The 25,678-nt window shown below is 62.8% G+C and carries 24 protein-coding genes; 10 read left to right on the top strand and 14 right to left on the bottom strand.

Translation table 11 applies throughout. From position 1 onward, the window contains the following. Window positions 1-262: 262 nt before the first annotated feature. A complete protein-coding gene (locus IVA95_RS16985) occupies window positions 263-1,735 on the bottom strand; it encodes a protein adenylyltransferase SelO (RefSeq protein WP_247511506.1) in 1,473 nt (490 codons plus the stop codon). Window positions 1,736-1,927: 192 nt separating this feature from the next. Between IVA95_RS16985 and aspS the strand changes: the two genes are divergently transcribed. Continuing rightward, entirely contained in the window at window positions 1,928-3,703 is a 1,776-nt protein-coding gene (gene aspS / locus IVA95_RS16980; protein ID WP_247511505.1) for an aspartate--tRNA ligase, read from the top strand. 12 nt (window positions 3,704-3,715) lie between these two features. On the opposite strand, the gene IVA95_RS16975 is transcribed toward aspS, so the two are convergent. Continuing rightward, a complete protein-coding gene (locus IVA95_RS16975; RefSeq protein ID WP_247511504.1) occupies window positions 3,716-5,698 on the bottom strand; it encodes a hypothetical protein in 1,983 nt (660 codons plus the stop codon). A 254-nt stretch (window positions 5,699-5,952) separates the two neighbouring features. Here IVA95_RS16975 and IVA95_RS16970 point away from each other — a divergent pair, with 254 nt between their 5' ends. Beyond that, entirely contained in the window at window positions 5,953-8,262 is a 2,310-nt protein-coding gene (locus tag IVA95_RS16970; protein ID WP_247511503.1) for an NADP-dependent malic enzyme, read from the top strand. Window positions 8,263-8,550: 288 nt separating this feature from the next. Then, window positions 8,551-9,003, top strand: coding sequence for a DoxX family protein (locus IVA95_RS16965; RefSeq protein WP_247511502.1), 453 nt, complete (start codon window positions 8,551-8,553; stop codon window positions 9,001-9,003). Window positions 9,004-9,010: 7 nt separating this feature from the next. Here IVA95_RS16965 and IVA95_RS16960 read toward each other — a convergent pair whose 3' ends face one another. The 7 genes from IVA95_RS16960 to IVA95_RS16930 form a co-directional block, all read right to left on the bottom strand. Then, entirely contained in the window at window positions 9,011-10,429 is a 1,419-nt protein-coding gene (locus IVA95_RS16960) for a TRAP transporter large permease subunit (RefSeq protein ID WP_247511501.1), read from the bottom strand. Further along, window positions 10,426-11,019, bottom strand: coding sequence for a TRAP transporter small permease subunit (locus IVA95_RS16955; RefSeq protein WP_247511500.1), 594 nt, complete (start codon window positions 11,017-11,019; stop codon window positions 10,426-10,428). The genes IVA95_RS16960 and IVA95_RS16955 overlap by 4 nt, the downstream gene beginning before the upstream one ends. Window positions 11,020-11,094: 75 nt before the next feature. Beyond that, window positions 11,095-12,216, bottom strand: coding sequence for a TRAP transporter substrate-binding protein (locus IVA95_RS16950; RefSeq protein WP_247511499.1), 1,122 nt, complete (start codon window positions 12,214-12,216; stop codon window positions 11,095-11,097). Between the two features lie 131 nt (window positions 12,217-12,347). After that, window positions 12,348-12,857, bottom strand: a complete 510-nt coding sequence (locus IVA95_RS16945; RefSeq protein WP_247511729.1) for a dihydrofolate reductase — start codon at window positions 12,855-12,857, stop codon at window positions 12,348-12,350. A 66-nt stretch (window positions 12,858-12,923) separates the two neighbouring features. Further along, a complete protein-coding gene (locus tag IVA95_RS16940; RefSeq protein ID WP_213247637.1) occupies window positions 12,924-13,865 on the bottom strand; it encodes a polysaccharide deacetylase family protein in 942 nt (313 codons plus the stop codon). 155 nt (window positions 13,866-14,020) lie between these two features. Then, window positions 14,021-14,593: a glutathione peroxidase gene (locus IVA95_RS16935; protein WP_247511498.1), complete on the bottom strand. Its 573-nt coding sequence runs from the start codon at window positions 14,591-14,593 to the stop codon at window positions 14,021-14,023. A 73-nt stretch (window positions 14,594-14,666) separates the two neighbouring features. Beyond that, window positions 14,667-16,232 (bottom strand): L,D-transpeptidase, encoded by a 1,566-nt coding sequence (locus IVA95_RS16930; RefSeq protein ID WP_247511497.1) that lies wholly within the window; start codon window positions 16,230-16,232, stop codon window positions 14,667-14,669. A 347-nt stretch (window positions 16,233-16,579) separates the two neighbouring features. On the opposite strand from IVA95_RS16930, the gene IVA95_RS16925 reads away from it, so the two are divergent. Beyond that, entirely contained in the window at window positions 16,580-17,128 is a 549-nt protein-coding gene (locus tag IVA95_RS16925) for a CreA family protein (RefSeq protein ID WP_247511496.1), read from the top strand. A 51-nt stretch (window positions 17,129-17,179) separates the two neighbouring features. Here IVA95_RS16925 and IVA95_RS16920 read toward each other — a convergent pair whose 3' ends face one another. After that, complete coding sequence (locus tag IVA95_RS16920) at window positions 17,180-17,473, bottom strand: hypothetical protein (protein ID WP_247511495.1); 294 nt, start codon at window positions 17,471-17,473, stop codon at window positions 17,180-17,182. A gap of 385 nt (window positions 17,474-17,858) precedes the next feature. Here IVA95_RS16920 and IVA95_RS16915 point away from each other — a divergent pair, with 385 nt between their 5' ends. From IVA95_RS16915 to IVA95_RS16905, 3 genes are all read left to right on the top strand, one after another. Beyond that, the gene (locus tag IVA95_RS16915) at window positions 17,859-18,020 is read left to right on the top strand and encodes a hypothetical protein (RefSeq protein ID WP_213247631.1); all 162 of its coding nucleotides are present in this window, start codon (window positions 17,859-17,861) and stop codon (window positions 18,018-18,020) included. A 44-nt stretch (window positions 18,021-18,064) separates the two neighbouring features. Further along, window positions 18,065-18,493: a hypothetical protein gene (locus IVA95_RS16910; RefSeq protein WP_247511494.1), complete on the top strand. Its 429-nt coding sequence runs from the start codon at window positions 18,065-18,067 to the stop codon at window positions 18,491-18,493. A 228-nt stretch (window positions 18,494-18,721) separates the two neighbouring features. Continuing rightward, on the top strand, window positions 18,722-19,171 hold the full coding sequence (locus IVA95_RS16905; protein WP_247511493.1) for an ester cyclase: 450 nt from the start codon (window positions 18,722-18,724) through the stop codon (window positions 19,169-19,171). 36 nt (window positions 19,172-19,207) lie between these two features. Here IVA95_RS16905 and IVA95_RS16900 read toward each other — a convergent pair whose 3' ends face one another. Both IVA95_RS16900 and IVA95_RS16895 read right to left on the bottom strand, forming a co-directional pair. After that, window positions 19,208-19,468, bottom strand: coding sequence for a DUF6719 family protein (locus IVA95_RS16900; RefSeq protein ID WP_247511492.1), 261 nt, complete (start codon window positions 19,466-19,468; stop codon window positions 19,208-19,210). Window positions 19,469-19,555: 87 nt separating this feature from the next. Further along, window positions 19,556-21,061 (bottom strand): PLP-dependent aminotransferase family protein, encoded by a 1,506-nt coding sequence (locus tag IVA95_RS16895; RefSeq protein WP_247511491.1) that lies wholly within the window; start codon window positions 21,059-21,061, stop codon window positions 19,556-19,558. A 76-nt stretch (window positions 21,062-21,137) separates the two neighbouring features. Here IVA95_RS16895 and IVA95_RS16890 point away from each other — a divergent pair, with 76 nt between their 5' ends. Together IVA95_RS16890 and IVA95_RS16885 are read left to right on the top strand one after the other, a co-directional pair. After that, window positions 21,138-21,863 carry a pyridoxamine 5'-phosphate oxidase family protein gene (locus IVA95_RS16890; protein WP_247511490.1) on the top strand — a complete coding sequence of 242 codons (726 nt, stop codon included), beginning with the start codon at window positions 21,138-21,140 and terminating at the stop codon, window positions 21,861-21,863. Between the two features lie 54 nt (window positions 21,864-21,917). Beyond that, the gene (locus IVA95_RS16885; protein WP_247511489.1) at window positions 21,918-23,195 is read left to right on the top strand and encodes an ArgE/DapE family deacylase; all 1,278 of its coding nucleotides are present in this window, start codon (window positions 21,918-21,920) and stop codon (window positions 23,193-23,195) included. Between the two features lie 119 nt (window positions 23,196-23,314). Here IVA95_RS16885 and IVA95_RS16880 read toward each other — a convergent pair whose 3' ends face one another. Beyond that, window positions 23,315-24,100 (bottom strand): cobalamin-binding protein, encoded by a 786-nt coding sequence (locus IVA95_RS16880; protein WP_247511728.1) that lies wholly within the window; start codon window positions 24,098-24,100, stop codon window positions 23,315-23,317. Window positions 24,101-24,223: 123 nt separating this feature from the next. Here IVA95_RS16880 and IVA95_RS16875 point away from each other — a divergent pair, with 123 nt between their 5' ends. Continuing rightward, complete coding sequence (locus IVA95_RS16875; protein WP_247511488.1) at window positions 24,224-24,622, top strand: PaaI family thioesterase; 399 nt, start codon at window positions 24,224-24,226, stop codon at window positions 24,620-24,622. Window positions 24,623-24,624: 2 nt separating this feature from the next. On the opposite strand, the gene IVA95_RS16870 is transcribed toward IVA95_RS16875, so the two are convergent. Continuing rightward, window positions 24,625-25,674: a phenylacetaldoxime dehydratase family protein gene (locus IVA95_RS16870; RefSeq protein ID WP_247511487.1), complete on the bottom strand. Its 1,050-nt coding sequence runs from the start codon at window positions 25,672-25,674 to the stop codon at window positions 24,625-24,627. Window positions 25,675-25,678 lie beyond the last annotated feature (4 nt).

The raw sequence follows: 25,678 nt of genomic DNA, 5'->3' as shown, positions 1-25,678 counted from the left end.
AAGCGCGTCGTCGGATGGTGGATGGCTGCTTAAGGAGTTGGGTTAACGGCAGTGTGTAGGATGGGTTTCGCGAAGCGAAACCCATCAGCACCACGCGAGCTATTGATGGGTTTCGCTCTACCCATCCTACGGTTCTGTTTGGCGGGCCGTGAGCTCTCACCACGTCATTGCGAGCGAAGCGAAGCAATCCATGCGCCAGAAGGAGATAGATGGATTGCTTCGTCGCTGCGCTCCTCGCAATGACGTGGAAAGATCAGCGTCTTTACGTCCCGCAGAATGTCCGCAGCACGCGTTGGTCCGGTAGTGGCGGATCGGCGTAGGCCGCGAACTCGGGCTGATCCTCGTACGGCTTCGACAGCACCGTCAGCAATTCCTCGAACGGCGTATAGTCGTTGTTCACGGCGGCGGCGATTACGGCTTCGACGCGATGGTTGCGCGGGATGAACGCCGGATTCACCGAGCGCATTGCGGCCTGCCGCTCGGCGGCGGATTGCGGCTCGTCGGCGAGACGTTGGCGCCAGCGTGCGGCCCACTCGTCGTACGCGGCGGGATCGGTGAACTGATCGCGCACCTTGTTCTCGGCGGGATCACCCGCGGCATCAGTGAGGCGGCGGAAGGTGAGGGTGAAGTCGGCCTGGTTCTTCGCCATCGCGTCGAGCAGGTCCTGGATCAGTGCTTCATCGCCGTCGCGCGCGGCGAACAGGCCGATCTTTTTGCGCAGGCCGGCCTGATAGGCGGCGGTGAATTTGTCGGCAAATTCGCCGAGGATGAACTGCGCCTGTTCGATCGCCTTGTCCTGCTCGTCGGCAAACAGCGGCAGCAGGCATTCGGCGAGCCGCGTCAGATTCCACAGCGCGATGCGCGGCTGGTTGGCGTAGGCGTAGCGGCCCATCTCGTCGATCGATGAAAACACCTGCGCGGGGTTGTATTCGTCCATGAACGCGCAAGGGCCGTAGTCGATGGTCTCGCCTGAGATCGAGGTGTTGTCGGTGTTCATGACACCATGAATGAAGCCGACCAGAAGCCAGCGTGCGACCAGATCGGCCTGGCGGGCAACGACGCCTTCGAGCAGCGCGTGATAGGGACGCTCGGCCTTGGCGACATCGGGATAGTGCCTGGCGATGACGTGATCGGCGAGCTTGCGCACGCCGTCGGTCTCGCCGCGCGCGGCGAAGAACTGGAAGGTGCCGACGCGGACGTGACTGGCGGCGACACGCGTGAGCACGGCGCCGGGCAGCATGGTCTCGCGCATCACGTTCTCGCCGGTGATCACGGCGGCGAGCGAACGCGTGGTGGGGATGCCCAATGCAAACATCGCCTCGCTGACGATGTATTCACGCAGCACAGGCCCGAGCGCGGCGCGGCCGTCGCCCCGGCGCGAAAATGGCGTAGGCCCGCTGCCCTTGAGCTGGATGTCGCGGCGGACGCCGTCCTTGTCGATGACTTCGCCGAGCAGGATGGCGCGGCCATCGCCGAGCTGGGGCACGAACTGGCCGAACTGGTGGCCGGCATAGGCCATGGCGATCGGGTCGGCGCCCTCAGGCACGCGCTTTCCGGCAAGGATTTCCGCCCCTTCGGAGCTCTCCAGCACCTCGGGGTCGAGTCCGAGCTGGACAGCCAGAGCCCGGTTCAGCTTGATCAGTCGCGGGGCGGCGACCGGGGTAGGGGCCACCCGGGCGAAAAAATTCGCCGGCAGCGCCGAATAGGTGTTCTGGAACGGGAAATGAATGGTCATGGCTTAAAGATAGGCGCGGCCCCGGAATAGGCAAACGGTCCAGATGCGGGCTCGCCGAAATGGCGGTTTTGACCCGAAAACAGCCCCGCCATTGGTTGCCGCCCCCGGCTGCGTCGGGTAAACCCCTCCGCAACTTCGGGCCGGCTTTGGCCCCCGATTCTCAACCTCCGACATCTGTTTTTTGGGACTTCCATGCATCGCTACCGGTCACATACATGCGGCGCGCTCCGCGAGAGCGACATCGGGCAAACTGCCCGTCTTTCCGGCTGGTGCCACCGTATCCGCGACCATGGCGGCGTGCTGTTCATCGATCTGCGCGATCATTACGGCATCACCCAATGCGTGGCCGACCCGGATTCGCCGGCGTTCAAGGAAGTGGAAAAGTTCCGCTCGGAATGGGTGGTGCGGATCGACGGCAAGGTGCGCCGCCGCCCGGAGGGCACTGACAACCCGGAACTGCCGACCGGGAAGGTCGAGATTTACGTCAGCGAGATCGAGGTGCTGGGTCCGGCCGGCGAATTGCCGCTGCCGGTGTTCGGCGAGCAGGAATATCCTGAAGACATCAGGCTCAAGTATCGCTTCCTCGACCTTCGTCGCGAGAAGCTGCACCAGAACATCATGACCCGCGGCGCGATCGTCGATTCCATGCGCCGGCGGATGAAGGAGCAGGGCTTCTTCGAGTTCCAGACCCCCATCCTGACGGCATCCTCGCCGGAGGGCGCGCGCGACTTTTTGGTGCCGTCGCGCATCCACCCCGGAAGATTCTACGCGCTGCCGCAGGCGCCGCAGCAGTACAAGCAGCTCCTGATGATGAGCGGCTTTGACCGCTACTTCCAGATCGCGCCATGTTTTCGCGATGAGGACCCGCGCGCCGACCGCCTGCCGGGCGAGTTTTATCAGCTCGATGTCGAGATGAGCTTCGTCACGCAGGAGGATGTGTTTGCGGCGATGGAGCCTGTTGTCACCGGCGTGTTCGAGGAATTTGCCAAGGGCAAGCCGGTGACCAAAGGCTGGCCGCGGATTCCGTTTGCGGAAGCCCTGCGCAAATACGGCACCGACAAGCCGGACCTCCGCAACCCGATTCAGATGCAGGACGTCTCCGAGCACTTCCGCGGCTCCGGCTTCAAGGTGTTCGCGCGGATGCTGGAAGACCCCAAGAACCAGGTCTGGGCGATCCCGGGCGTAGGCGGCGGCAGCCGCGCGTTTTGCGACCGCATGAACTCGTGGGCGCAGGGTGAAGGCCAGCCCGGCCTCGGCTACATCATGTGGCGCGAAGGCGGCGAGGGGGCGGGTCCGCTCGCCAACAACATCGGTGGGGAGCGAACGGCTGCGATCCGCGACCAGCTCGGCATGAAGGAGGGCGATGCCGCCTTCTTCGTCGCCGGCGACCCGGAAAAATTCTGGAAGTTTTCAGGTCTCGCCCGTACCAAGGTGGCCGAGGAATTGAACCTGATCGACAAGGATCGGTTCGAACTCGCCTGGATCGTCGACTTCCCGATGTACGAGTACAACGAGGAAGACAAGAAGGTCGACTTCTCGCATAACCCGTTCTCGATGCCGCAAGGTGGACTGGACGCGCTCAACGGGCAGGACCCGCTGACCATCAAGGCGTTCCAGTACGACATCACCTGCAATGGCTACGAGATCGCCTCCGGCGGTATCCGCAACCACAAGCCGGAAGCAATGGTGAAGGCGTTCGAGATCGCGGGCTATGGCGAGAAGGACGTCGTCGAGCGTTTTGGCGGCATGTATCGCGCGTTCCAGTACGGCGCCCCGCCGCATGGCGGCATGGCGGCCGGCGTCGATCGCATCGTGATGCTGCTCTGCGGCACCACGAATTTGCGGGAGATCTCGCTGTTCCCGATGAACCAGCAGGCCGTGGATCTCCTGATGGGCGCGCCGTCGGAAGTCACGACCAAGCAGCTCCGCGAGCTTCACATCCGGCTCAATCTGCCGGACAAGGGGTAGGCACGCGACGACTCAGAGCGCCGTCGCGGCCTCCAGCCGAAACTGCGACAAGGCAATGAGCGGATCGGTCTGAAGCAGATGGAATAGCTGCATAGCCGGAACCTTGCCGAGCGGTGTAAGCTTGATCGTGAGGGTTGTCGCCGGCGTCTCGATGAAGCGCGCCAGCGAATCCACCAGTGCCTCTGCATCGGGATTACTGGCCGCCGTTTTGGCGCCGCTGTCCCTGACGTCCTTGACGATCGCCTGCCGCGCCGCGTCGCGGCTGATGTTTTGCATCCGCGCATAATGGGCGACCGCGCGATCAACGACACCGAGATCGCGCACCGTGAGTTCGATCCCGCCGGCCTCGATTTGCGTCGCCATGGCGGCTGCCTGAAGCGGATTGATCGAGAACACCTCGCGAGGCACGTTGGCGAGCGAAATTCTTGCCGACGCTTTCAGCATGCCACCAAGCTCGACCGTTGCCGGCTCCAGGACGAATGAGCGTGATGCTTCGGTCCACGCCGTACCGAGATCGAGATCGAGCGCCAACTTGTCGAGGCCCGCGGCAATCAGCATTCGCTGGCCGGGATGCGTCGCGTCGAGCGGACCGGACATCTTCGCGATCAGCCGTGCCTTGCTCGGAATCGGTCCGACGAACTGCCCCCAGTCCAAGCTAACGAGGTCGACATTGATCGGCTTGCCGGTGTTCTTGTAGGGGGCAGCGAAGCCCTTGAGCTCGGCGCCCTCGAGCAGCGCGATCATACCGAGCGCCTGGTCGGCCGGCGGCTGTTGCGTCGGGTTTGAGAACTGCGCGGTCATGCGCAACAAGCCGGCGATATCGACGCTCTTGAGCGCGAAGCGGGCGAGCTTGACCGGACCCTGCGGCGTACGGCCGTCAAAACCCTCGACTGCGAATTCGCCCGTCTTTCCGTTCTCCAGACTGAAGCGCATCGACGCGAGCTTGAAGCCGCCCTCCGGCATATCCATCGAAATGCCGCGTATCTCGGCGTTTCCGATGCGCACGCCCTCGTAGATTTTGGCCGCCCGCTCCATCATTTCGCGCGCCTGCGCCGGCGTGGGCTGGGCAGTGCCGGACGGTATCGTTGCCAGCAGCGCAGCCAACTGCAGCCGCGAGGGCCGCGCCCCGATATCGTCGGCCGTCAATCCCTCGATACGCACCGCCGGACCTTGCCCTGAGGTAATCGTATAGGCGCCGGCACTAATCTGCCGATAGACGCGGTAGTATTGGTCGTCATTGGCGCGCTGCGGATCGAGGATGGTTGCGGCGGCCAGTGTGTCGACGTCCTGCGCAGCGAGATTGGCCAGGTCTCCGGTCACCTTCTCGGGCTTGCCCTTCGGTTGCGTGGTCCCTGTGAATGTCATTCGGTCGATAGTGATAGCGGCGATCCTGCCTGCCTTCATGTCGCGCAGCGTAAGGTTGGAATAGGCGAATTCTCCCTTCCCCAGCGCCGGGTTTCCGGAGTTCATGGTGCCGGCAACGCTGGGTGCCGTGATCGAGGAGGCGGTGAGCGCACCAAACTGTTCGATAAGCAATCGATACAGGTCTATCGTCGACGAGGACGCGGGTGGCCGCGGCAGGCTTGCCGGACCGGAAAAATCCTTCGCCGCGATCCGCGGCACCTTGTAGGTAACTTGCCAATCTGCCCCTGCCGGCATGCTGGCATTGATTTCGACGTCGATCGCCTCGATCGCATCGGCCGAGAATCGCGTCGCATCCGGCTGACCGACGCCGGAGGCTGTGATGCTGGCAACCTTCACGCGAACCGGGGGCTGCGATGCCGATTCAGTCGCGATATCGTCTATCCTGAGCGTTCGGCTCTTCAAGTCGAACGACACCTTGCCGTGGCTTGCCTTGCCGCCGGTGGCTCTGATCTGCTCGAACGCGGCCTCGACCTCGCCCGCGATTCGATGCTGGGTGTAGAACTCGAAGCCGAAGAAGCCGCCCACCGCGATCACGACCGCGGCGACCAGACCCAGCAGTATCTTTACCATTAGTTGTGCTCCGGTCGCCGACGCGGCGGGGGCAGATTTGCCATATTGTCGGCCAGGGGAATGGGGTAGGGAGACGAATATGCTATCGGATTTGCTGCTCTGCGTCGATGAGCCCCTGTTGACGGCGGCGTTCTCGGATGTTGCATCCAAGTGGTCGCCCGTGCTTCACATCCCCCTCATTTTGCCGGAAAACTGACCCTGATCTGGAAGTATCAATAAGACAAGAGTTCGGGACCGGAAACGCGGGAGCCTACATGTCGTCCTATTCTGAAGATCTGCGTTCTGCGGCGCTCGCGTATCATCGGCTGCCGCGGCCCGGTAAACTCGAGATCCAGGCGACCAAGCCGCTCGCCAACCAGCGCGACCTCGCGCTGGCCTATTCGCCGGGCGTGGCGGCGGCCTGCACCGAAATCGCCAACAATCCGGCCGAAGCGGCGTCGCTGACTTCCCGCGCCAATCTGGTCGCCGTGGTCTCCAACGGTACCGCGGTGTTGGGGCTCGGCAATATCGGTCCCTTGGCGTCCAAGCCCGTGATGGAAGGCAAGGCGGTCCTGTTCAAGAAATTCGCCGGGATCGACGTGTTCGACATCGAGATCGCCGCCGACACCATCGAGCGCGTGGTCGAGACGGTAGCGGCGCTCGAGCCGACCTTCGGCGGCATCAATCTCGAGGATATCAAGGGACCGGAATGTTTTGAGATCGAGGCGCAGCTCAAGGAGCGCATGAAGATCCCGGTGTTCCACGACGACCAGCATGGCACGGCGATCATCGTCGGAGCCGCCATCGTTAATGGCTTGCTGTTGAACGGCAAGAAATTGCCCGAAGTAAAGATCGTCTGCTCCGGCGCTGGTGCTGCCGCGATCGCGTGCCTCAATCTGTTGGTATCGATGGGCGCACAGCGCAAGAACATCTGGGTCTGCGACATCGACGGCGTCGTGCATGAGGGGCGCAACACGCTGATGGACCGCTGGAAGGCGGTCTATGCGCAGAAGACGAACGCGCGCGTGCTGGCCGACGTGATCGGCGGCGCAGACATTTTCCTAGGTTTATCCGCGCCGAACGTGCTGACATCAGAAATGGTCAAGCAGATGGCGGACCAGCCGCTGGTGATGGCGCTGGCCAATCCGACCCCGGAGATCATGCCGGACGAAGCCCGGAAAGCGCGCCCCGACGCGATGATCTGCACCGGGCGTTCCGACTTTCCGAACCAAGTCAACAACGTCCTGTGCTTTCCGTTCATCTTCCGCGGCGCGCTCGACGTCGGCGCCACCGGGATCAACGAGGAAATGAAACATGCCGCCGTCGAAGCGATCGCGCAGCTCGCGCGCGATCCGCCGTCGGATGCGGTGGCGCAGGGATTTGACAGTGGTGAGACGCAAGGCTTCGGTCCGGGCTCGCTGATCCCGAGCCCATTCGATCCGCGGCTGATCCTGCGTATCGCGCCGGCAGTGGCGAAGGCTGCGATGGAATCCGGCGTGGCGACGCGCCCGATCACGAATTTCGAGGAATATACCGCGCTCTTGGAACGCTTCGCCTTCCGCTCCGGCCTCGTCATGAAGCCGGTATTCGCCAAGGCCAAGACCCAGCCGGTCCGCGTGATCTATGCCGAGGGCGAGGACCAGCGCGTGCTGCGCGCGACGCAGGTCGTGCTGGAAGAGAAGCTGGCGCGACCGATCCTGGTAGGGCGGCCGTCGGTGGTTGAAGCCAGGATCAAGCGGTTCGGCCTCTCGATCAAAGCCGGGCAGGATTTTGACCTCGTCAACCCGGAAGACGATCCGCGCTACCGCTCCTACGTGCAGACCTATATCGACGTGGCTGGAAGGCGCGGCGTCACGCCCGAGGCTGCGCGCACCGTGGTTCGCACCAACAACACCGTGATTGCCGCGCTGGCAGTGGTACGCGGCGAGGCTGATGCCATGATCTGCGGCGTCGAAGGCCGCTATATGAGCCATCTGCGCCATGTTCGTGAAATCATCGGCTTCCTGCCCGGCGTCAGCGATTTTGCAGCGCTGGCGATGATGATCACCAGCAAGGGGTCCTATTTCATCGCCGATACCCAGGTGCGTCCGAATCCGAGCGCCGAGGAGCTGGCGGAAGTGGCGTCGCTGGCGGCAACCCATGTCCAACGCTTCAACATGAAGCCACGCGTCGCCTTCGTGTCACATTCCGACTTCGGCAGTTATGATACGGACTCCTCGCGCAAGATGCGCCGTGCCACCGCGCTGTTGAAGGAGAAGCATCCGGAGCTCGAGGCCGACGGCGAGATGCAGGGCGATACCGCGCTCTCCGCCGCCGCGCGCAAACTCGTGCTGCCGCATTCCAACCTGGAAGGCGATGCCAACATCCTGATCATGCCGAACCTCGACACCGCCAACGTCGCCTACCAGATGATCAAGACGCTGGCGGATGCGCTTCCCGTTGGTCCGATCCTGATCGGTCCGGCACGCCCGGCGCACATCCTCACCCCGGGGGTGACGGCACGCGGCGTCCTCAACATGACGGCGGTCGCCGCCGTCGAAGCCCAGGAGCGCGCCGGCCGCCAGCAGCCAACATTGTTCGGATAGATCCCGTTTCAGATTGAATCAAAATCGGGATAGCCTCTTGTTCTGACGTATTTTCTTCAAGCGAAGCGCCGCCTGTCCCGGATCAAATCCGGGGCAGGCTTGTGCTTCAAAAATGCGATGATCAAGAAAGCGCCTTGGTTCTGCTTCTATAGGAATGTCTGGTTGGGGCGCGCGCAGGCTCCTGCGCGGATGGTTTCGATTTGAGCGTTTGAAAAGCGGAGACGAAACGCCCATAATCGTTTCGCGCCGCCTGCTATCTTTTGCATGCCATTCAGTGAGGCCGATCCCATGCCAGCGTTAGTCACCTTCGGGCGAGTCCTGTTCGCCGTCCTTTTCATGTACACGGGAGCGACCAAGCTCTTCGCTATACAGCAGACGGCGGACTTTATCGCATCCAAGGTGACCATTCCCGCGATGCTTGCGCCCTATACGTCGCAGCTCGAAACCATGGCCGGCATGCCGATGCCGCAACTACTGGCGGTCGGCGTCGGCGGTTTCGAAATCCTCGCCGGCCTGATGATCGCGGTCAATTTCGGCGCGCGCTTCTTCGCGATCCTCTTGATCTTCTTCGTGCTCGCGACAACCTTCTACTTCCACGATTTCTGGAATCAGCCGGCACCTGAGAATGCCACGACGTTGATCGAGGCTCTGAAGAACCTGTCGATCATCGGCGCCCTGTTCATGATCGCGGGCTACGGCAAGGGTCCGCGGCCGAACGAGCCGGCTTACGGGGACATCTAAACCGCGGTCAGAAGTTCCGGATCGCAACGCGCGGGCCATCGAGCGCTGCGGCCGCATTCGGCGGCGGCGCGACGTGCTCGATCTGCGCGGTGCGCGCTGCCATCCTGCGCGCCTGCAGCCATTGCGGGAACCACATCGCGATCGCAGGGAAGGCCAGCACCAGGACCACGCAGACGCACTGGATAACCATGAAGTCGGCCATGCCCCGGTAGATCAGCCTCAGGTTCCATTCCTTGACGACCTGCTTGAGATAGTAGGCCGACATGGCGACCGGCGGAGACAGGAAGGCGGTTTGCAGCACGACCGCGACGAGGCAACCGAACCAGACCATGTCGTAGCCCAGGCCCTTGGCCACCGGCGCCAGCATCGGTAGGAAGATGAACACGATGGCCGGCCATTCGAATGGCCAGCCGAGCAGGAATATCAGGCCCAGCAGCAGGGACATCGTGCCCCAGGCCGGCAACGGCGAGGCCAGCAAGGCATTGGTCATCCAGGTTGCGGTGCCGAGCCAGGAGAAGACCGAACCGAACACGTTGGAGGCTACCGCAAGGAGGAGCACCATGCTGGTCGTTGCAAGTGTGCCGTAGCAAGCATCCAGCAACCCGCGCCACGAGAACCGGCCGTAGGCAATGACGAGGACGATTGACCCCAGTGCGCCAAACGCCGCGGCCTCTGCGGCCGTTGTGATTCCGGCGAGGATGGCACCGAGCGTAAGGATCGTCAGCACTGCAATCGGCACAAGACCGACCAGACATTCCCACAGCACGATCCGCATCGAGTCGGGCCGGTCCTCGATCGGCACGGGCGGGCCGAGCTTCGGATTGAAGTGAGAGCGTATCAGGGTGTAGGCGATGAACATGGCGGACAGGAGGAAGCCCGGGCCGAAGGCGGCCGCATAAAGATCGATAATCGAGATGTCCAGCACGGGCGCCATGACGACCAGCATCACCGACGGTGGGATCAGGATGCCGAGTGTGCCGCCGGCCGCAATTGCGCCGGCCGACATGCGCACGTCATAACCCGCCCGGATCATCATCGGCCCAGCCATGATGCCTAGGAGTGTAACCGTCGCGCCGACGGTTCCGGCGGCGATGCCGAACAGCGTCGCGGTGAGGATGACGACCACGTAGAGCGCGCCATTGATCGGTGCAAACAAGTCGCGGAACGCCTTGAATAGTCGCTCCATCAGTCCGGCCTGATCGCAGATGAACCCCATCAGAATGAACATCGGAACTGCGACGAGTTCGTCCTGCTTCATGAGGCCAATGGTCTGCAGGTAGGCGAGGTTGAAGACCCGCTCGCCCATGCCAACGTAGCCGAATATCAGCGCCAGAAACAGCAGCGTGAAGCTGATCGGAAGGCCGATGAAAATCGCTCCCAGCATCACCAGGAGCATGACAAGTCCGAGAAGTTCGAGTCCCGTCATATCTCGATCTTTTCTCTGTGGACGAACTCGCGCCCGAACTGGATCTGGTACCAGCACTTCAGTACCTCGGACACGCCCTGGATCATGAGAAGAAGGGCTGCCAGGGGGATCGTGGCCCGGAACGGCCACATGATCGCGCGCCAAACGCTTTCCTGCGATCGTTCGCCGGTGTCGTAGGAGTGCAAGGCGTCGTCAATGCTGATCAGCATGAACGTGATCATGGCCGGATAGAAAAACAGCAGATAGGAGATCAGGTCGACGACGCCCTTTTTCCGCTCCGAGTAATTCTCCCAATAGATGTCGGTGCGAACGTGCGCGCCTTTCAACAGCGCATATGCGGCTCCGAGCATGAAGGCCGCACCATTGGCCATGAAGCTCGACTCATAGACCCAAACGGTCGGCGCGTTGAATCCATAGCGCATGACGACCTCGTACGAGATCGTCACCATCAGAAACAGCATCGTTAGAGCGATGAGCTTGCCGGTCACATCGGTGAAGCCGTCGATCGCCCGAATGATCCCGTAAAAAGCGCGCGGGAAGTCGCCGCCCGGATCGCCCGGCACCGAAGCACTGCTGGTGTCCGCCGACATGATCACTCCTCTTTAGACCATGCTGGCGTCCGGCGGTGCGGACGCCAGCAACTCCGCTTCATGCGGCAAGGGAGATCACTTCTTGGTCAGGTAGATCTTGTTCTTCCAGTAATACTCGCCGGCAAAGTTGTAGGGCGGAAACCAGGAGAGCTTGAACGGCACGATCTGTTCGGCATAGGCCTTCTGACTGTCGATCACCTTCTTGTAGAAGGGATTCTTTGCCGCGTGTTCGGCCTGGATCTTCTCCCACTCGTCGAGGAAGTTCTTCAGGATCTCGTCGGGCGTACGATGCATCTGGACGCCCATCTTGATCAGTTCCTGGCAAGCGTGCGCCGTCTCGCGGTTGAAGGCGAAGTTGCGCTGCGTCGTGGCGTAGACACTCGCCACCTTGATGATTTCCTGCAGGTCAGGCGTGAGCTTCTTCCAGACGTCAGCATTGATCATCAACTGGCCGCCGGTGACGGGCTCGTGCATTCCCGGCGTGTAGTAGTGCTTGGCGACCTGATGCAGTCCGAGTTTCTTGTCTTCCTCACAGTTGATCCATTCGGCGCCCTCGATCACGCCGCGCTCCATCGCCGGCACGATCTCGCCACCGGGAATGGTGACGACCGACACGCCGAGCCTGCCGTAGGTCTCCGCGCCGATGCCGTAGATCCGGTACTTCAAGCCCTTGAGATCACTAAGGCTGTTGATCTCTTTCTTGAACCAGCCCATTCCCTGTGGGTAGTCGGTCGGAATGGGAAAGCCGACGACGTTCAGCTTGAGGACGTCGCGATAGAACTCGTCGAGCAGCTTCATGCCGCCGCCGTCATAGTACCAGGCCCAGTAATCCGAGCCGTCCATGCCGAACAGCGGACCGTGCGACATCGGAATCGTCGCGGTGTTGCGGCCGAGGATATAGCCGAACGGTCCCATGCCGACATCGAGAACGTTCTTGGAAGTAGCGTCGAATACCTCGAACGGGGGCACGATCGCTCCCGCCGGCAGCGTTTCGATCTTGAGGCGTCCGGCCGTCATCTTCTCGACGGTCTCGGCCCAAAGCTTGAAGATGAGATGGAAGTTCGAGGATGCAGGGTGGGTCGATTGACCCTTCAGCACTAACGGCTTTTCGGCGGTTTGGGCCTGAACCGGCCCGGTCAAAGCAGTGACGAACCCAAGAGTCACCGCTGCAAGCATAGTTGAAGCGCGCCTCAACATGTTGTGGTCCTCCCGATGATGATGTTTGCTTTTCTTTTTCTTTTCAGGTTGGAACCATGCCCGCGCGCTGTCAAGCGATCTCTGGTCGCGGTTGGCTTACGGCGAGGTTGGTTGGACGAAAGAATGACGCATTAGGCGCCGCGGCGCCACGGCGTGACGGTGACCTCGTGCGCTGCATCAAGCGTCTGCGGCTCGCCGGCGCGCAGTCCGTGCTCGGCGAGGATTTCCTGCGGCGAGCGGGCTGGGACTCCGGGGAAACAGGGTTCGCCTCCGGGTAGCCGGACGTGCGGCGCTAGCGAAAGCCAGAACACGTCGTAGCGGTCCATGAACATGCCGAACACGCCGGGGCCGCCAATTACGGCCACGGTGCCAGTATCCACGCCTGCATGATGGCAGGCGGCTTCGAACGAAGCGCCCGCGGGATTCCACAGCGTAGCTTTCGGATTGGACGGATCGGGCCCGATCGCGTCTATCTTTCGCGTCAGGATGACACGCTTGCGCCGCGGCGAATTCGGCTGGTCCTCGTAGGAATTGCGGCCGTGCAGGATCAGATCGGCGCGGTCGAGGGCGGCGGTGAAAAACGCCTTGTCGCCCTCGAACTTCAATTCCTCCGGCATGACGTTGCGCGCGTCCGCCAGCATGCCGTCCGCGGAGACGATGACATAGCCTTCGATGCGCAGCGCCGGCACGGGGCGTGTCGCGCCGCGTTATTCCGAGATCGTCTGCACGACGCTGGAAACCGGACGCGCACTCACGGTCGGCAGCTTCAGGTCCTTGACGATGTCCTCGTCGTATTGCGCAATCGTCTGCACCGGCGTCTTGGCGCGCATCGCGACCACCTTGTAGCCGCCGGCCTTCAGCTTCTGCAGAAGCTCGGGTAGGGCTTCGGCGGTGTGCTTCTGGAAGTCGTGCATCAGGATGATGCCCTTGCCGTTCTTCTCGACCTTGCGCATCACGGTGTCGATGATCGTCTGCGCCTTGCTCGCTTTGAAGTCGAAGGAATCGAGATCGCAGGAGAAAATCCCGATGTTGCGTTCGCCAAGATAGGTGACCATCTCCGGCGGGTGCTGCAGCGCGGGGAAGCGGAAGAACGGCGCCGGCGCCTTGCCGCCGAGTGCCCATTTCACGGCACTAAAACCCTTTTCGATTTCATCCTTGCGCTGCTGCTCGTTCAGCTTCTTGTTGACGAGGGCGGCATGCGACCAGGTGTGCGATCCGATCGAGTGGCCGGCCGCCATCACCTGCTTGAGGATTTCGGGATAGTAGGTGGCGTGCTTGCCGATCGGGAAGAAGATGCCGGTGGTGCATTCCTCCGCGAGTGTCTTCAGGACCGCAGGCGTATTCACCGGCCACGGGCCGTCGTCGAAGGTCAGCACCACCTCCTTGTCGCGAAGGAAGTCGAGCTCCTTGAAATGCTCGAAGCCGAAGCCGGGACCGCCGGTCGTGTCGATCTCGACGGTGCGGCCGATGCCGAGTGCGTTGGGATTGTTACAAGGAGGACGGGTGGGGGCGGGCGCCGCTGCAGGGATCGGTGCTGGAGCCGCCTGCGGAGCGGCTACGCCTTTGGCGGGTGGTGTCTGCGACCACGCTGCGCTCGATGCCAGCAGCGAAATCGCGCCAGCAAAAATCATCCCTGCCCGAATGCGCATCTTGCTTTCCTTGTTCGAATCCCGCTCCCGGGTCGCGGCTTTTGCCGTGGTCCGGTCTGCCTCCATCCGTTAACGGACAGTACCTTAGATGGAGGGGGCGCGCCAACGCAACGGCTGTCACGACCCCCAGCCGATTTGTCCTCGATCGGGTTAATTCAGGAGTCGGCGAGTGCGCGTGCGATGGCGGTCTTTACCCGTGAATCCACGGGGTCGACGGATTGCGGGAATACGTCGGCGATATGGCCGTCGCGGCCGATCAGGTATTTGTGGAAGTTCCAGCGTGGAACATCCTTCGGCCGCGCCTCCGCCGCCCATTTGTAAAACGGATGCGCGTTCGGTCCCTTGACGACGGCCTTCGCGGCGATCGGAAAGGTGACGTGATGGCTCTGTGCCGTCGCGGTGATTTCGGTCGCGCCGCCCGGCTCCTGGGCGCCGAAATCGTTGGAGGGAACGCCGACGATCATCAGCCCGCGGCCACCGAACTCCGTCCACAATTCCTGCAGGCCGCGATATTGCGGGGTGAAGCCGCAGAGCGAAGCGGTGTTGACGATCAGGATCGGCCGGCCGGCAAATTCGGAAAGCCTGATGTCGCCGCCGGCCAATCCCGGAAACGAAAACGCGTAAGCCGTGATTCGGCTCATGCCGGCCTGCGCCAGGGATTGCCTGCTCGAGGCCATGCCTGCGATCGCGGCCAGCGCCGCAGTCATCACGCTCCTGCGGTCCATCATGAAAAGCCTCGGGCTGAGGTCCAACCGCACCAAGCGTAGCGCAAGGCGCAAGCATTCGCTCGTCAACAAGCCGTTATGGCTGGACCATGCGCAGCGGGACGATGAAGTCGGTGCCTTCGCCGGTTTCGCCGCCCGTGTTGATGCCGTGATCGGACACCACGATCGAGCTGCCGGTGGTCAGCATCTCGGCGATCCGCGCAATCACCTCGGGAGCGACGGCGATGCGGTCCAGCGCCTCCGCCGGACTGCTTGCCGCCGGCAATGGCTTTACCTCGCTTGGCGCTGCGCCGACCATCCTGCCGCGCGGGGCGGCACGATCGGTGCTATCGATTCGCGCAGCGTTGCGGGCCGCAACCGGCAGCGAGACCACCGACCAGCGCAACAGGTTGGGGTCGTTCTTGTCGGCCGCGACGGTAAAGACGTGCGTGCCCAGCGGCCGGTCGCTCGGCGCAATCGTCACCGGCAAATCGAACTGCGGCTTGAAATTCTCGCGGACGTACAGCTTGGAGTCCTTGCGGCTGACGAACACCGCGATCTGGCCGGGACGCCTGGGTGGTTCGGCCCTGGCGGCCTTCTCCGCACCGGGCAGACGTGCGTTATCCTTCTTGACCTCAGGCGCAACAACCGACGCAGCCGGCGTATCAGCGACCGCCTTGACGGGCTCGGCAGGCATGTCGGCGGCTTTGGTCTGCTCGAGCTTCGGCGCCTCAACTTTGGCTGGCTCCACATTGGCAATCGCTGCGGTCGTGGGCTCGCCGGATGCCGAGATAGCTGGCTCGGATTTAGGCGCGTCCGCCTTTGCCTCCGCGCTCGACGTATCGCTGAAAGGCTGGACCTTGGCTGCAGACGGCGTTGCGTCGGACATGGTCGCGACGGCGCTCGTCGGCAGCGCGCTGCCGGCATCCGCCGTGTGGGTCTGTTCGCGCAACGGCGCCGCGTGGCCGACGGTCGATCGGAGTTCGAGACTTGGCTCCGCATGGCCTGCGTCCGCGCCCTTGTCGCCCTTCACCGCGGGCGCATCGCTCGCGGGATCGTCTGCGATGAGCGGCGGCGGGACGACTTTCTGCGTCACCAGCAACGGGTGCGAGAAACTGGCAGGCGTGATCTGGCCGGGCGTGATGATGACGCGCGCCCCCATCCGGGTCCAGTTCCACATCTTTATGGCAAAGGTCGTCGGCATGCGAATGCAGCCGTGCGACGCCGGATAGCCGGGCAACACGCCGGCATGCAGCGCGATGCCCGACCAGGTGATGCGCTGCATGTAAGGCATCGGCGCGCCGCTGTAGATGTTGGAGCGGTGCATCTTGTGCTTCTGGATGATGCTGAACACGCCCATCGGGGTCGAATGACCCTTCATGCCTGTCGACACCGGGCTTTCAGCGAACAGCCCATTGGCGTCATAGACGCTAACCTTCTGCTGCTCGATCGAGACCGCGATGATCAGCGGCCCCTGCGGCTTGGCGTTGGTTTCCTTGATGGCCGCCTCGGTCTTGACTGACGGCCGGCGCACCTTCGGCCTGCGCGGCTGCACCGTCGGTATCGGCCGGTAATAATAGCCGGGGTCGGAATCCTGCCAGTAGAACATGGCGGCGGCATCGGCCTGGGAAGCGGCGGCGACGGTGCCGGCCGCGGTCAACATCGCAATCTGCCAAAATCGCCGTTTCGAAATCGTCGCGCCCGCAATACTCGCACTGAAAGCTCGATGCCCGCTCACGCGCATAATCCTCAAATCCAGATACTCGACTGTACCGTCCTGCTAATCGGTTGGTTGTCGCAGAGGCGAAAAGCGTTCACCAGCATAGGCCTTCTAATTGCAGCGCTTTTTCGCCCCAATCGTAGCAAAAAAGCCTCACATTCCGTTAAACGGCGCCTGCTTAATCAGACGCCATCCATAAGGCGGTACTGCGGCCTTACAAATCCTCCTGCAGCCTTCCTGTGCGGCCTTCCGCCACTACATAGACGCTGAGCCCTTCAGCGGAGATATCAATGACATCCAAGGCCATCGTTAAGTTTGACAGGAAGTGGAGAAGTCTGGCCTTGGTGGTGCTCGCGCTGACATTGTGGCAGGCAGGTCCGGCGTCGGCCGCGGACGAGCCCGACCTGATCTTTCGCCGCTCGACCGTCTTCAAATGGCTGAGCCCCAACGACAAGCTCGCCACCTACGCCCTCGACGATCCCGAGGTCGAGGGGGTGGCCTGTCACTTCACGGTGCCGGAAAAGGGCGGCTTCAAGGGCTGGCTCGGCCTCGCCGAGGAGGTCTCGGATATTTCGCTGGCGTGCCGCCAGATCGGCCCGATCAAGTTCAAGCATAGACTGGAGCAGGGCGACGACATGTTCCGGCAGCGCCGCTCGCTGTTCTTCAAGAAGATGCAGATCGTTCGCGGCTGCGACGCCAAGCGCAACGTGCTGGTCTACATGGTCTATTCGGACAAGCTGATCGAAGGTTCACCCAAAAACTCGACTTCCTCAGTGCCGATCATGCCTTGGGGCGCCACTGAGGCCGCGGTTCAGAAATGCGGTGAATTCATCCAGTAAGTCCGAGACCGGCCGGCATGGGAGATCGGATCCGGGATGAGGGCTTCGGGCTTACCGCTTGAGCGGATTGGGATATTGGCGGGCCTCCAGGCCGGGCCCGACCTTGCGGTCGCGGCAGCCGACCAGATGCACGAATTTTTGCGGCGCAGAGACATTGCCGCGAAATTCGCCGCCTTGTTGCGACATCGCGCCACAAAGGCTCACAGGATGCTCTGAGGCTTTTCCTTGGCGCTCTGTCTTCAGGGAAGGATTGATCCGCCCTTCGGAGCCGTTACTTCCAGACAAACTTTCAACCACCGGCTGGCCGGGTTTGCGGGTCGGGGTTGCACGGTTGCCATTGCCCACGACTGCTGTCCTTTATTGAGGAAGGGTCACAACGCATAGGCACACGGAAAGTTGCGTGGCGTTCGATTGAGTCGGCCGGATCGAAGCTTCGGTTCATCCGGTCTGCCAGCAAGCGAGGCGGTTCTCGTTCGTTGGGCGAGGGCCAAGACGGCCCCCAAATGGCCCGCTTGCGGAGTTCAGCCTGACCATTTCAAGTACGAGCGTCCCGGCTGAATTCATTGGGATTTTCCCGCTATTGTTTCGTCCGACAGGGCCGACGAAACAATTCTCCTGTGCGACGAAACCGCTTTTCGTTTTGGCGCAGATGTCTGGAAACAGCCGACAGTTATCAGGTGGCCAACGAGACGGCGGGCACCGCCGGCCACTGACAAGCGGAGACAGTCAGATGCGAACCATCAGCTTCATCCTCGCTTTGGCCTTCATTCTGGCTGGTCCCTCGATGGCTGGTTCTTCGGATCAGGGCCTGCCGGGGGTTGGCACCTTTGCTTATAACGGCTCGCCGGTTGCGGCCCCGGTGCCGCTATCGATGGTCGTGGCTGCCAACTGAGCGTAGCGGATCGTGTGCAAAGAGATCGCCGATAAAGGCTCGGTATGTTCGTACGCATCTGTTCTGCTGTAATCTTTGCGTCTCTTCTTCTCAGCGGCGCGGCGCAGGCCCAGGCCCAAGTTCAGGCCCAAGTCCTGGCCCAAGTCCAGTTTCAGCCGCCGCAGACCTCGTTCCGTTCCCTGTTCAAGGTGCCCGATCCGCGCGGCGAGTTCGTGCGGCTCTGCGCGCCCCATATGGTCGGACGTTGGGCACATCCCGAAACCGTTTGCGGCTGCCTGCACGACTACGCCGCCGCGACCGTGGAAGATGCCGATTTGCGCGAAGCGCTGCTGCGCGGCATCAGCGAGACCGGCGTGCCGACGATCGAAAGCGCGTGGGTGCCGGCGTCGAAGCAATCCGAGATCGGCCCGACCTTCACCAAGATCGCCAAGCCGACGCTGCAATGCATGTTCGAGCCGGCGACGAACCAGTGAAGTGAGCGCGGCTACCCAATCGGTTCGCGCCAACTGGTCGTATGACAAGCGCGTCCGGGTCGGATCGTTCGCTCATCTCGACAGCATCCTTCGACATTACACGATGAAGAGCGTCGGGAAGGACTCGTTCGCGCGCGAACGCAATGCGTTGTGGGGCGGGGTCGTGCCCAAATACAGAAGCTGCTAGGATCTGCTCGGCCTCGAAACCGATTGCACAAAGGAGCTGTCATGCGATCTCTTCTCATCGGCCTGATCGGCCTATTATCGCTGGCCATCTCTCCGGCATCCGCCGCAGATCCAACAACGCAGGAAGCCAACAAGAAGGCCGTGCTCGAATTCTACGATGCGGCGCTCAACCGGAAGGATTTCGACGCCGCCGCGAAGTTTTTCGGACCGCACTACATCCAGCACAACCCGACGGCGCCGGACGGCATTGAGGGCTTCAAGGCGTTTCTCGGGTTCCTGCGGGAGAAATTCCCGGACTCGCGGAGCGAGATCAAGCGCGCATTCGCCGATGGCGATTACGTGATCCTGCACGTCCACAGCGTGCGCGAGAAGGGTTCGCGGGGCCGCGCCATCGTCGACATTTTCAGGCTGGAGAACGGCAAGATCGTCGAGCACTGGGATGTCGTGCAGGACATTCCGGAGAAGGCCGCCAACAGCAACGGCATGTTCTAGCGCGCTTTCATTCTCACGCTCGCTGTCGCGCCGCCACTATCGCCTCTTCGTCCCCAGCCGCGGAATGCACTTGCGGGTGCGGAGCACGCCTGATGTCGTCATCTGCGAGCCCTGGACTTCCTTGATCTGTCCCGCCGGGCACGATCCATCATCGACCATGACGCGCTGGCCGAGTCTGAGGTCGACAATGTCCTGCTCGCGCGAGACCGTCTGGGCGAGGGCCGTCGTTGCGTAGCCGAGCACGCCTACGATCAATGCACCGATGACGAGATACGAGACTTTGCGATGGCCGCGCATTGGGTATTTCCGTTCGCGAAGTTGATGTGGGCATCGAGCTTAGTGACGCGCCCGCGATTCTGATAGAGTGCCGGCCGGCGCGAGTGGTCAAGTGGCGGCCTTCAGCCGTTTGACCTTGCCTGTTCCACCCTTGTTCGGTTTGCGACTTGCCTGCAGCGCGGCCAGCGATGATTTCGCCAGTCGCTCGGCCGACGCGATCAGTTGTGGCAGCGGATGGCCGGCAAATCCAAGGACATAGCCGGCAAGCGGGTGTGCGCGAAAATAAGTTTCCGCCAAGAGCCAGCCGGCGACACCGGCTTCGGCCTTTGCCTGCGCAGCAATACGGGGATCGGTCGACGGATCGAACTGCGCGACCAGATGCAGGCCCTGCGAGGGCACCGGCACTGACAGTCGCTTACCCGATGCGGTAGTCAGCGTCGACGCCAACACGTCACGCGCTTCGCGATAGATCGCGCGCACCTTGCGCAGATTGGCCGCGAACGCGCCGGAATTGAGCATGTCTGCGACCGCGCCTTCGAGCAGCGTGCCGGGAAAACGGTCGAGCGCGGCACGGGCTGTCGTCACCGGCCCGACCAGCCGCTCGGGCAGCGCGCAGTAGCCGATGCGCAATCCCGGGAAGAATGTCTTTGCAAACGTGCCCATGTAAATGACGCGGGAGAGGTGATCGATGCCGGCGAGCGACAGCAGCGGCGCGCCGTCGTAGCGGAATTCGCTGTCGTAGTCGTCCTCGAACACCAAGGCATCCGCATCCCTGGCCCAGTCGAGCAATTCGAGCCGCCGCGGCATCGACATCTGCACGCCGAGCGGAAACTGGTGCGACGGTGTCACATAGGCCGCGCCAGCCGAAGGAGCGAGGGCCCGGCCCCTTGCCACGATCAGGCCTGAGGTATCGACCGGCACCGAGATGGGACGCAGGCCACAATGCTCGATCGCCCTTCGCGCGGCGGGATAGCCGGGATCTTCGCACCAGATCGGATCGCCGGGCTTGAGGATCGCGCCCAGCACGATCCGCAGCGCATGCTGCGTTCCCGACGTCAGCATGATCTGGTCGGGATCGCAGCGCAGGCCGCGCGCCGACAGCAAATGATCGGCGATCGCGGCGCGGAGTTCGCGGCTGCCCCTGGGATCACCGTACTGCAGGTGCTCGGCGCCGAAGGCGCGCATGCGCCGGCCGGCAAACGCCCGGAAGCGCTGCAGCGCCCTTTCGTCGATATGAGTGCACCCGAGCGCCAGCGGACCCTGCTGCAGCGGCTCGATCGCGATCTTGGTCTTACGTGCGTCATGGACGCGGGCGGGAATGCGCGCGGCAACGAAGGTGCCGGAGCCGACGGTGGCTACCGCAAAGCCGTCCGCGATCAGCCGCTCATAGGCCGAGGTGACGGCGTTGCGACGAAAGCCCGTCTGCTTGGCCAGCGTGCGCGACGGCGGCAGCGGCTCGCCGGGTTTTGCGATCCCGCCCGTGATGGCGTGACACAGCGCCTGATAGAGCCGGTGCGGAGAGGAGGCGCCCGGCGTCACGTGCGGACCGGAAAGGTCGAGCGCCAGTTCTGGTTTGCGGCGTGCAGGCGGAGAATTGGTCGGAATTTTTCGCATGGAATTGGCACTATCGCAGACCAAATTGGCCGGTACAACTCTTAACGACCGCGCACCAAATCCAACAGGAGTTGCCGTGACCGACGCCGTGACCGCCGATACGTATCCGCTATCGCCGCGCAACCAGGTGAAGCGCCGGCATGATCGCGGCTTCTATGATCATGCCACGGTGCACGGCCTGCTCGATGCCTCGATGCTGTGCCACGTCTCCTATGTGATCGACGGCCAGCCCTATTGCACGCCGACGTTCTTCTGGCGGGAAGGGAGCAAGCTGTATTGGCATGGCAGCAGCGCCAGCCGCATGCTGCGATATCAGTCCGAAGGCCAAAGGGTCTGTCTCACGGTTGCGCATCTCGACAGCCTGGTGCTGGCCCGATGCGGCTTCAATCATTCGGCGGATTACCGCGCCGTGATGGCCTTCGGCACTGCCTATCTTGTTACCGATTCCGTGGAGAAGGAGCGCGCGCTGGTCGCCATGGTCGACCGCTTCTTCCCTGACCGCACCGCGAGCCTGCGACAAAGCACTGCGCAGGAGATCAAGGCGACGTCGGTGATCGCGATGGAAATCGAGCAGGCGTCCGCCAAGATCAGGTCGAAGGGCGTCGCTGACGACGACGAGGACTATGAGCTGCCTGTTTATGCCGAGCGTATTCCGGTCCGCACGGTGCTGGGCCGGCCTGAACCCTGTCCGCGGCTTCTCGACGGCGTTGAGCGTCCGGCCTCCCTGAGCGGCTATTCAGAAGGCCGCCTGCTCGAAGATGCATTGCGGGATGCGCATTTTGCGCATTACGCCGGCGGCTGAGATCGGGGTAGGGTGCGCATTCTGACCTTGCCAAATTCCGATTGGAGCTGCCGCATGACGACCGATACGCAACAGAAAATCCTAGATGCCGTCGACGCCGGCTTCGATGCGCAACTGGCGACGACGAAGGATTTCGTTGCGATCCCCTCGACCCGCGGCGCCGAAGGACCGTGCCAGGACATGATCGGTGATCTCCTGCGCCAGCGCGGCTATGAGGTCGACGACTGGCATATCGACGTCGAGGATCTCAGGGATCTGCGCGGCTTCGGCCCGATCGAGCATGATTTTTCCAAGGCGCGGACGGTGGTCGGCACGTATCGGCCGGCGACCAATGTCGGCAAATCGCTGATCCTGCAGGGCCATTGCGATGTGGTTCCGGCAGGTCCCCTCGACATGTGGGAGACGCCGCCGTTCTCGCCTGCCATCAAGGACGGCAAGATGTATGGCCGCGGCGCCTGCGACATGAAGTCCGGCACTATCGGCGCGCTCTATGCGCTGGATGCGATCAAGGCAGCAGGGCTGAAGCCAACGGCGCGCATCCATTTTCAGTCGGTGATCGAGGAGGAATCGACCGGCGTCGGCGCGCTCTCGACCTTGCAGCGCGGCTACCGCGCGGACGCCTGCTTCATCCCGGAGCCGACCGGCGAGACCATGGTGCGCTCGCAGGTCGGCGTGATCTGGTTTCGCCTGAAGGTGCGCGGCTTCCCGGTGCATGTATTCGAGGCCGGTGCCGGCGCCAATGCTATCATGGCGGCGTATCATCTGATCCACGCGTTGCAGAAGCTCGAGGCGGACTGGAACGAGCGCGCCAAGGCGGACCGGCACTTCAAGACGGTCGCCCATCCGCTCAACTTCAATCCCGGCATCATCAAGGGCGGCGACTGGGCCTCCAGCGTGCCGGCCTGGTGCGACGTCGATTGCCGCATCGCGGTCCTGCCGGGCTGGTCGATCGCCGAATGCCAGAAGGAGATTTTGGCCTGCGTCTCCGCCGCCGCGCGCGATCACAGATTCCTGTCCAACAATCCGCCGCAGGTCGAATGGTCGGGCTTCTTGTCGGAGGGATATGAGCTGACGAACTCGGCCGAACCGGAAGCCGCTTTCGCAAAAGCGTTCGGCGCCGTCTATGGCGGCGTGGTGCCGGACCGCGCGTTCACCGCGCTGACCGATACGCGGTTCTATGGATTGAACTACAACATCCCGAGCCTGTGCTTCGGCGCGAAGGGCGCCGCGATGCACGGCTTCAACGAGTATGTCGAACTGGACTCGTTGCGGAAGTCGACCAAAGCAACCGCGCTGTTCATCGCGGAATGGTGTGGGGTGGAGAAGGTGTGAGCCACCGTGTCCCGGACGCGGTGCAGCGCTTCGCGCTGCTCCGCAGAGCCGGGACCTGCCGCCGTATGGACCCCGGAATAGCAGCGCACCGCTCCGCGCTGCGCAGCATCCGGGGAACGTCAGCCAACAGGCCACAACGCCCTAACGATCGCGTCCAACCCATCCGTCAGCGCCGCCGGTCCCGGCTGCAGGATGATCGTCGACTTGATCTCCACGATGCGGTTGTTGCGCACGGCCGGGATATCGCTCCAGCCCGGACGCTGCCGGATGCGGTCCGGCACGACCTTCTTGCCGCACCATGACGCGAGGATCACGTCGGGGGCCGTGTCGCGCACGACATCAGGCGAGATGATCCGGTCCTTGGCGGCCTGCTGAAACCGCAGCTTCGGCAGGGCATCCTCGCCGCCCGCGATCTCGATCAGTTCGGACACCCAGCCGATGCCGGAGATCAGCGGATCGTCCCATTCCTCGAAATAGACTTTTGGCTTCGCTGCGGGCCGGGGAGCCGCGGCGACCTGCGCGAGGCGCTCTTCAAAGCCGCGCGCGAGTTGCTCGGCGCGCTCCGCCGCACCGACCATAGCGCCGAGCGTGCGAATCATCGCGAGGATGCCCGCAATGTCGCGCTGGTTGAAGACGTGGACAGCGACGCCCGCGCGCACCAGATCCGCGACGATGGCCGCCTGCAGGTCGGAGAAGGCCAACACGAGATCAGGCTCGAGCTCGAGAATCTTTGGAATATCCGCGGAGATGAAGGCAGCGACCCGCGGCTTCTCGCGGCGGACCTGTGGCGGCCGCACCGCATAGCCGGAGACGCCGACGATGCGGTCCTGCTCGCCGAGCAGATACAGCGTCTCCACCGTCTCTTCGGTCAGGCAGACAATTCGGCGGGGCGGGAACTGGCGCATGCCGATGATATGGCGGAATAACGCGGCCATGTCACGGCGGCCATTACCTCGGAGGTCATTGCCTGTTTTACCGGCAGCCTCCATTCTGTTCAGGAAGTTACGTCAAGAAAAGCCGGAGGACGAATGACGCCGCTCGAAAAGATCCAGTCGATGAAGATGCCGTTTGCGGAACTGAAGGGGGTAACCTTCACGGAAGCCGAAATGGATCGGGTGGTCGCCAAGATGCTGGTGCGGCCGGACCTCTGCACGCTGCGGAATACGATCCACGGCGGCGCGATTATGGCACTCGCAGATTCGGTCGGCGCTGCCGCGACCGTCATCAATCTGCCGGAGGATGCCAAGGGCACCACCACGATCGAAAGCAAGACCAATTTCATCGGCGGCGCTAAGGAAGGGACCACGGTGATTGCGACCGCAACGCCAGTGCACCGGGGACGCCGTACTCAGGTCTGGCAGACGCGGCTGGAGACCGAGGACGGCAGGCTGGTTGCGGTCGTCACGCAAACGCAGATGGTGCTTTAGCCTCAGGCCGCATCCACCGTCTGCACGGCGTTCAGCATTCCCGTTTGCGGATGACAATCCACATATTCGAAAAGCTGTTCGTCGGCGCGAGCGACGGTGACCTCGTGGTAGAGCCGCAGCTTCGCGGCAGGGCCGAGGGTCGATAGGTATTTCATGGCAGCGCCGAAAATCCTGACATGGGTCGGGTGCGATTCAGCCCACCGCTCCAGCGCCGAGAGGCTCTTCCACCAGCTCATGCCGTAGGACTTTTCGGCTCTCGCGCCCTCGGGGCCGATGACGGTCATGTAACGGTTGGCATAGCAGCCGATCGCTCGTCCCTGGTCGCGTAGGAAATCCATGCCTTCGCGCAGCACCGGTTCGACATCGCCGAGGTACATCTTGCGCTCAGTGGCCTCGGTATCGCCCCAATCCTGACCCGACCGTATCAGGCAGATATTGTCGTGCGGGATGATCCGGATGCGCGCGCCGTCGCGGATCGCGCGGGCCGAGCCCGAAGCCGCCATCTCGCTGGTTTGGGACAACGGCATGCGATCGCGCATGCCGCCCCAATAGGCGTGCTCCAACACCTCGCCGCTCATGCCATCGGCGAGAACGGCGACGCCTTCGGGTCTTCCGAGCGAAGAGAACAGCGTCTCATATCCTTCCACCGACGGGTAAAGCGCCTCAATGAAGGTCCCGAAGCCGTCATTCGTTCGCTGGCCGCCGGTCCAGCGCTCGCGCGCGGCCGAAAACCAGCGATCGAACTTTTGCCGCTCGTCCCAGTAGGCCACCGTGACGAAATTGGTGAAGCCGGCCTCGTCGACATAGCTCGCGCGGTCCCAATGGGACGGGCCGTCGGCGGCTGCGAAATCCGAAGCGAGCCGCGCCAACGTTTGCTCCGCGGCGATCGATGGCCCGCCACGGGTCTGGATGCCGAAATAGGCCATCACCACCCGCGTGACGCTTGGCTTGTGCCGCGCCACGAAGGACGGGTAGGGCGGCGTATAATCGTCGCCGACGCGGCGGTGACGCGTTCGCGCGGTTTGCAGATGCGCAGGTATTGCGGATTCCATGGGC

It is taken from the genome of Bradyrhizobium sp. 157 (assembly GCF_023073815.1).
Lineage (GTDB): Bacteria > Pseudomonadota > Alphaproteobacteria > Rhizobiales > Xanthobacteraceae > Bradyrhizobium.
The sequence above is the reverse complement of the archived record's forward strand: the minus strand, read 5'-3'. Positions and strand labels throughout refer to the sequence as shown.

Excerpts from the sequence above, each read along its gene's own strand:
- IVA95_RS16985 (WP_247511506.1), bottom strand. The coding sequence starts at position 1,735 with ATGACCATTCATTTCCCGTTCCAGAACACCTATTCGGCGCTGCCGGCG.
- aspS (WP_247511505.1), top strand. The coding sequence starts at position 1,928 with ATGCATCGCTACCGGTCACATACATGCGGCGCGCTCCGCGAGAGCGAC.
- IVA95_RS16975 (WP_247511504.1), bottom strand. The coding sequence starts at position 5,698 with ATGGTAAAGATACTGCTGGGTCTGGTCGCCGCGGTCGTGATCGCGGTG.
- IVA95_RS16970 (WP_247511503.1), top strand. The coding sequence starts at position 5,953 with ATGTCGTCCTATTCTGAAGATCTGCGTTCTGCGGCGCTCGCGTATCAT.
- IVA95_RS16965 (WP_247511502.1), top strand. The coding sequence starts at position 8,551 with ATGCCAGCGTTAGTCACCTTCGGGCGAGTCCTGTTCGCCGTCCTTTTC.
- IVA95_RS16960 (WP_247511501.1), bottom strand. The coding sequence starts at position 10,429 with ATGACGGGACTCGAACTTCTCGGACTTGTCATGCTCCTGGTGATGCTG.
- IVA95_RS16955 (WP_247511500.1), bottom strand. The coding sequence starts at position 11,019 with ATGTCGGCGGACACCAGCAGTGCTTCGGTGCCGGGCGATCCGGGCGGC.
- IVA95_RS16950 (WP_247511499.1), bottom strand. The coding sequence starts at position 12,216 with ATGTTGAGGCGCGCTTCAACTATGCTTGCAGCGGTGACTCTTGGGTTC.
- IVA95_RS16945 (WP_247511729.1), bottom strand. The coding sequence starts at position 12,857 with ATGCTGGCGGACGCGCGCAACGTCATGCCGGAGGAATTGAAGTTCGAG.
- IVA95_RS16940 (WP_213247637.1), bottom strand. The coding sequence starts at position 13,865 with ATGCGCATTCGGGCAGGGATGATTTTTGCTGGCGCGATTTCGCTGCTG.
- IVA95_RS16935 (WP_247511498.1), bottom strand. The coding sequence starts at position 14,593 with ATGATGGACCGCAGGAGCGTGATGACTGCGGCGCTGGCCGCGATCGCA.
- IVA95_RS16930 (WP_247511497.1), bottom strand. The coding sequence starts at position 16,232 with ATGTTGACCGCGGCCGGCACCGTCGCCGCCGCTTCCCAGGCCGATGCC.
- IVA95_RS16925 (WP_247511496.1), top strand. The coding sequence starts at position 16,580 with ATGACATCCAAGGCCATCGTTAAGTTTGACAGGAAGTGGAGAAGTCTG.
- IVA95_RS16915 (WP_213247631.1), top strand. The coding sequence starts at position 17,859 with ATGCGAACCATCAGCTTCATCCTCGCTTTGGCCTTCATTCTGGCTGGT.
- IVA95_RS16910 (WP_247511494.1), top strand. The coding sequence starts at position 18,065 with ATGTTCGTACGCATCTGTTCTGCTGTAATCTTTGCGTCTCTTCTTCTC.
- IVA95_RS16905 (WP_247511493.1), top strand. The coding sequence starts at position 18,722 with ATGCGATCTCTTCTCATCGGCCTGATCGGCCTATTATCGCTGGCCATC.
- IVA95_RS16900 (WP_247511492.1), bottom strand. The coding sequence starts at position 19,468 with ATGCGCGGCCATCGCAAAGTCTCGTATCTCGTCATCGGTGCATTGATC.
- IVA95_RS16895 (WP_247511491.1), bottom strand. The coding sequence starts at position 21,061 with ATGCGAAAAATTCCGACCAATTCTCCGCCTGCACGCCGCAAACCAGAA.
- IVA95_RS16885 (WP_247511489.1), top strand. The coding sequence starts at position 21,918 with ATGACGACCGATACGCAACAGAAAATCCTAGATGCCGTCGACGCCGGC.
- IVA95_RS16880 (WP_247511728.1), bottom strand. The coding sequence starts at position 24,100 with ATGCGCCAGTTCCCGCCCCGCCGAATTGTCTGCCTGACCGAAGAGACG.
- IVA95_RS16875 (WP_247511488.1), top strand. The coding sequence starts at position 24,224 with ATGACGCCGCTCGAAAAGATCCAGTCGATGAAGATGCCGTTTGCGGAA.
- IVA95_RS16870 (WP_247511487.1), bottom strand. The coding sequence starts at position 25,674 with ATGGAATCCGCAATACCTGCGCATCTGCAAACCGCGCGAACGCGTCAC.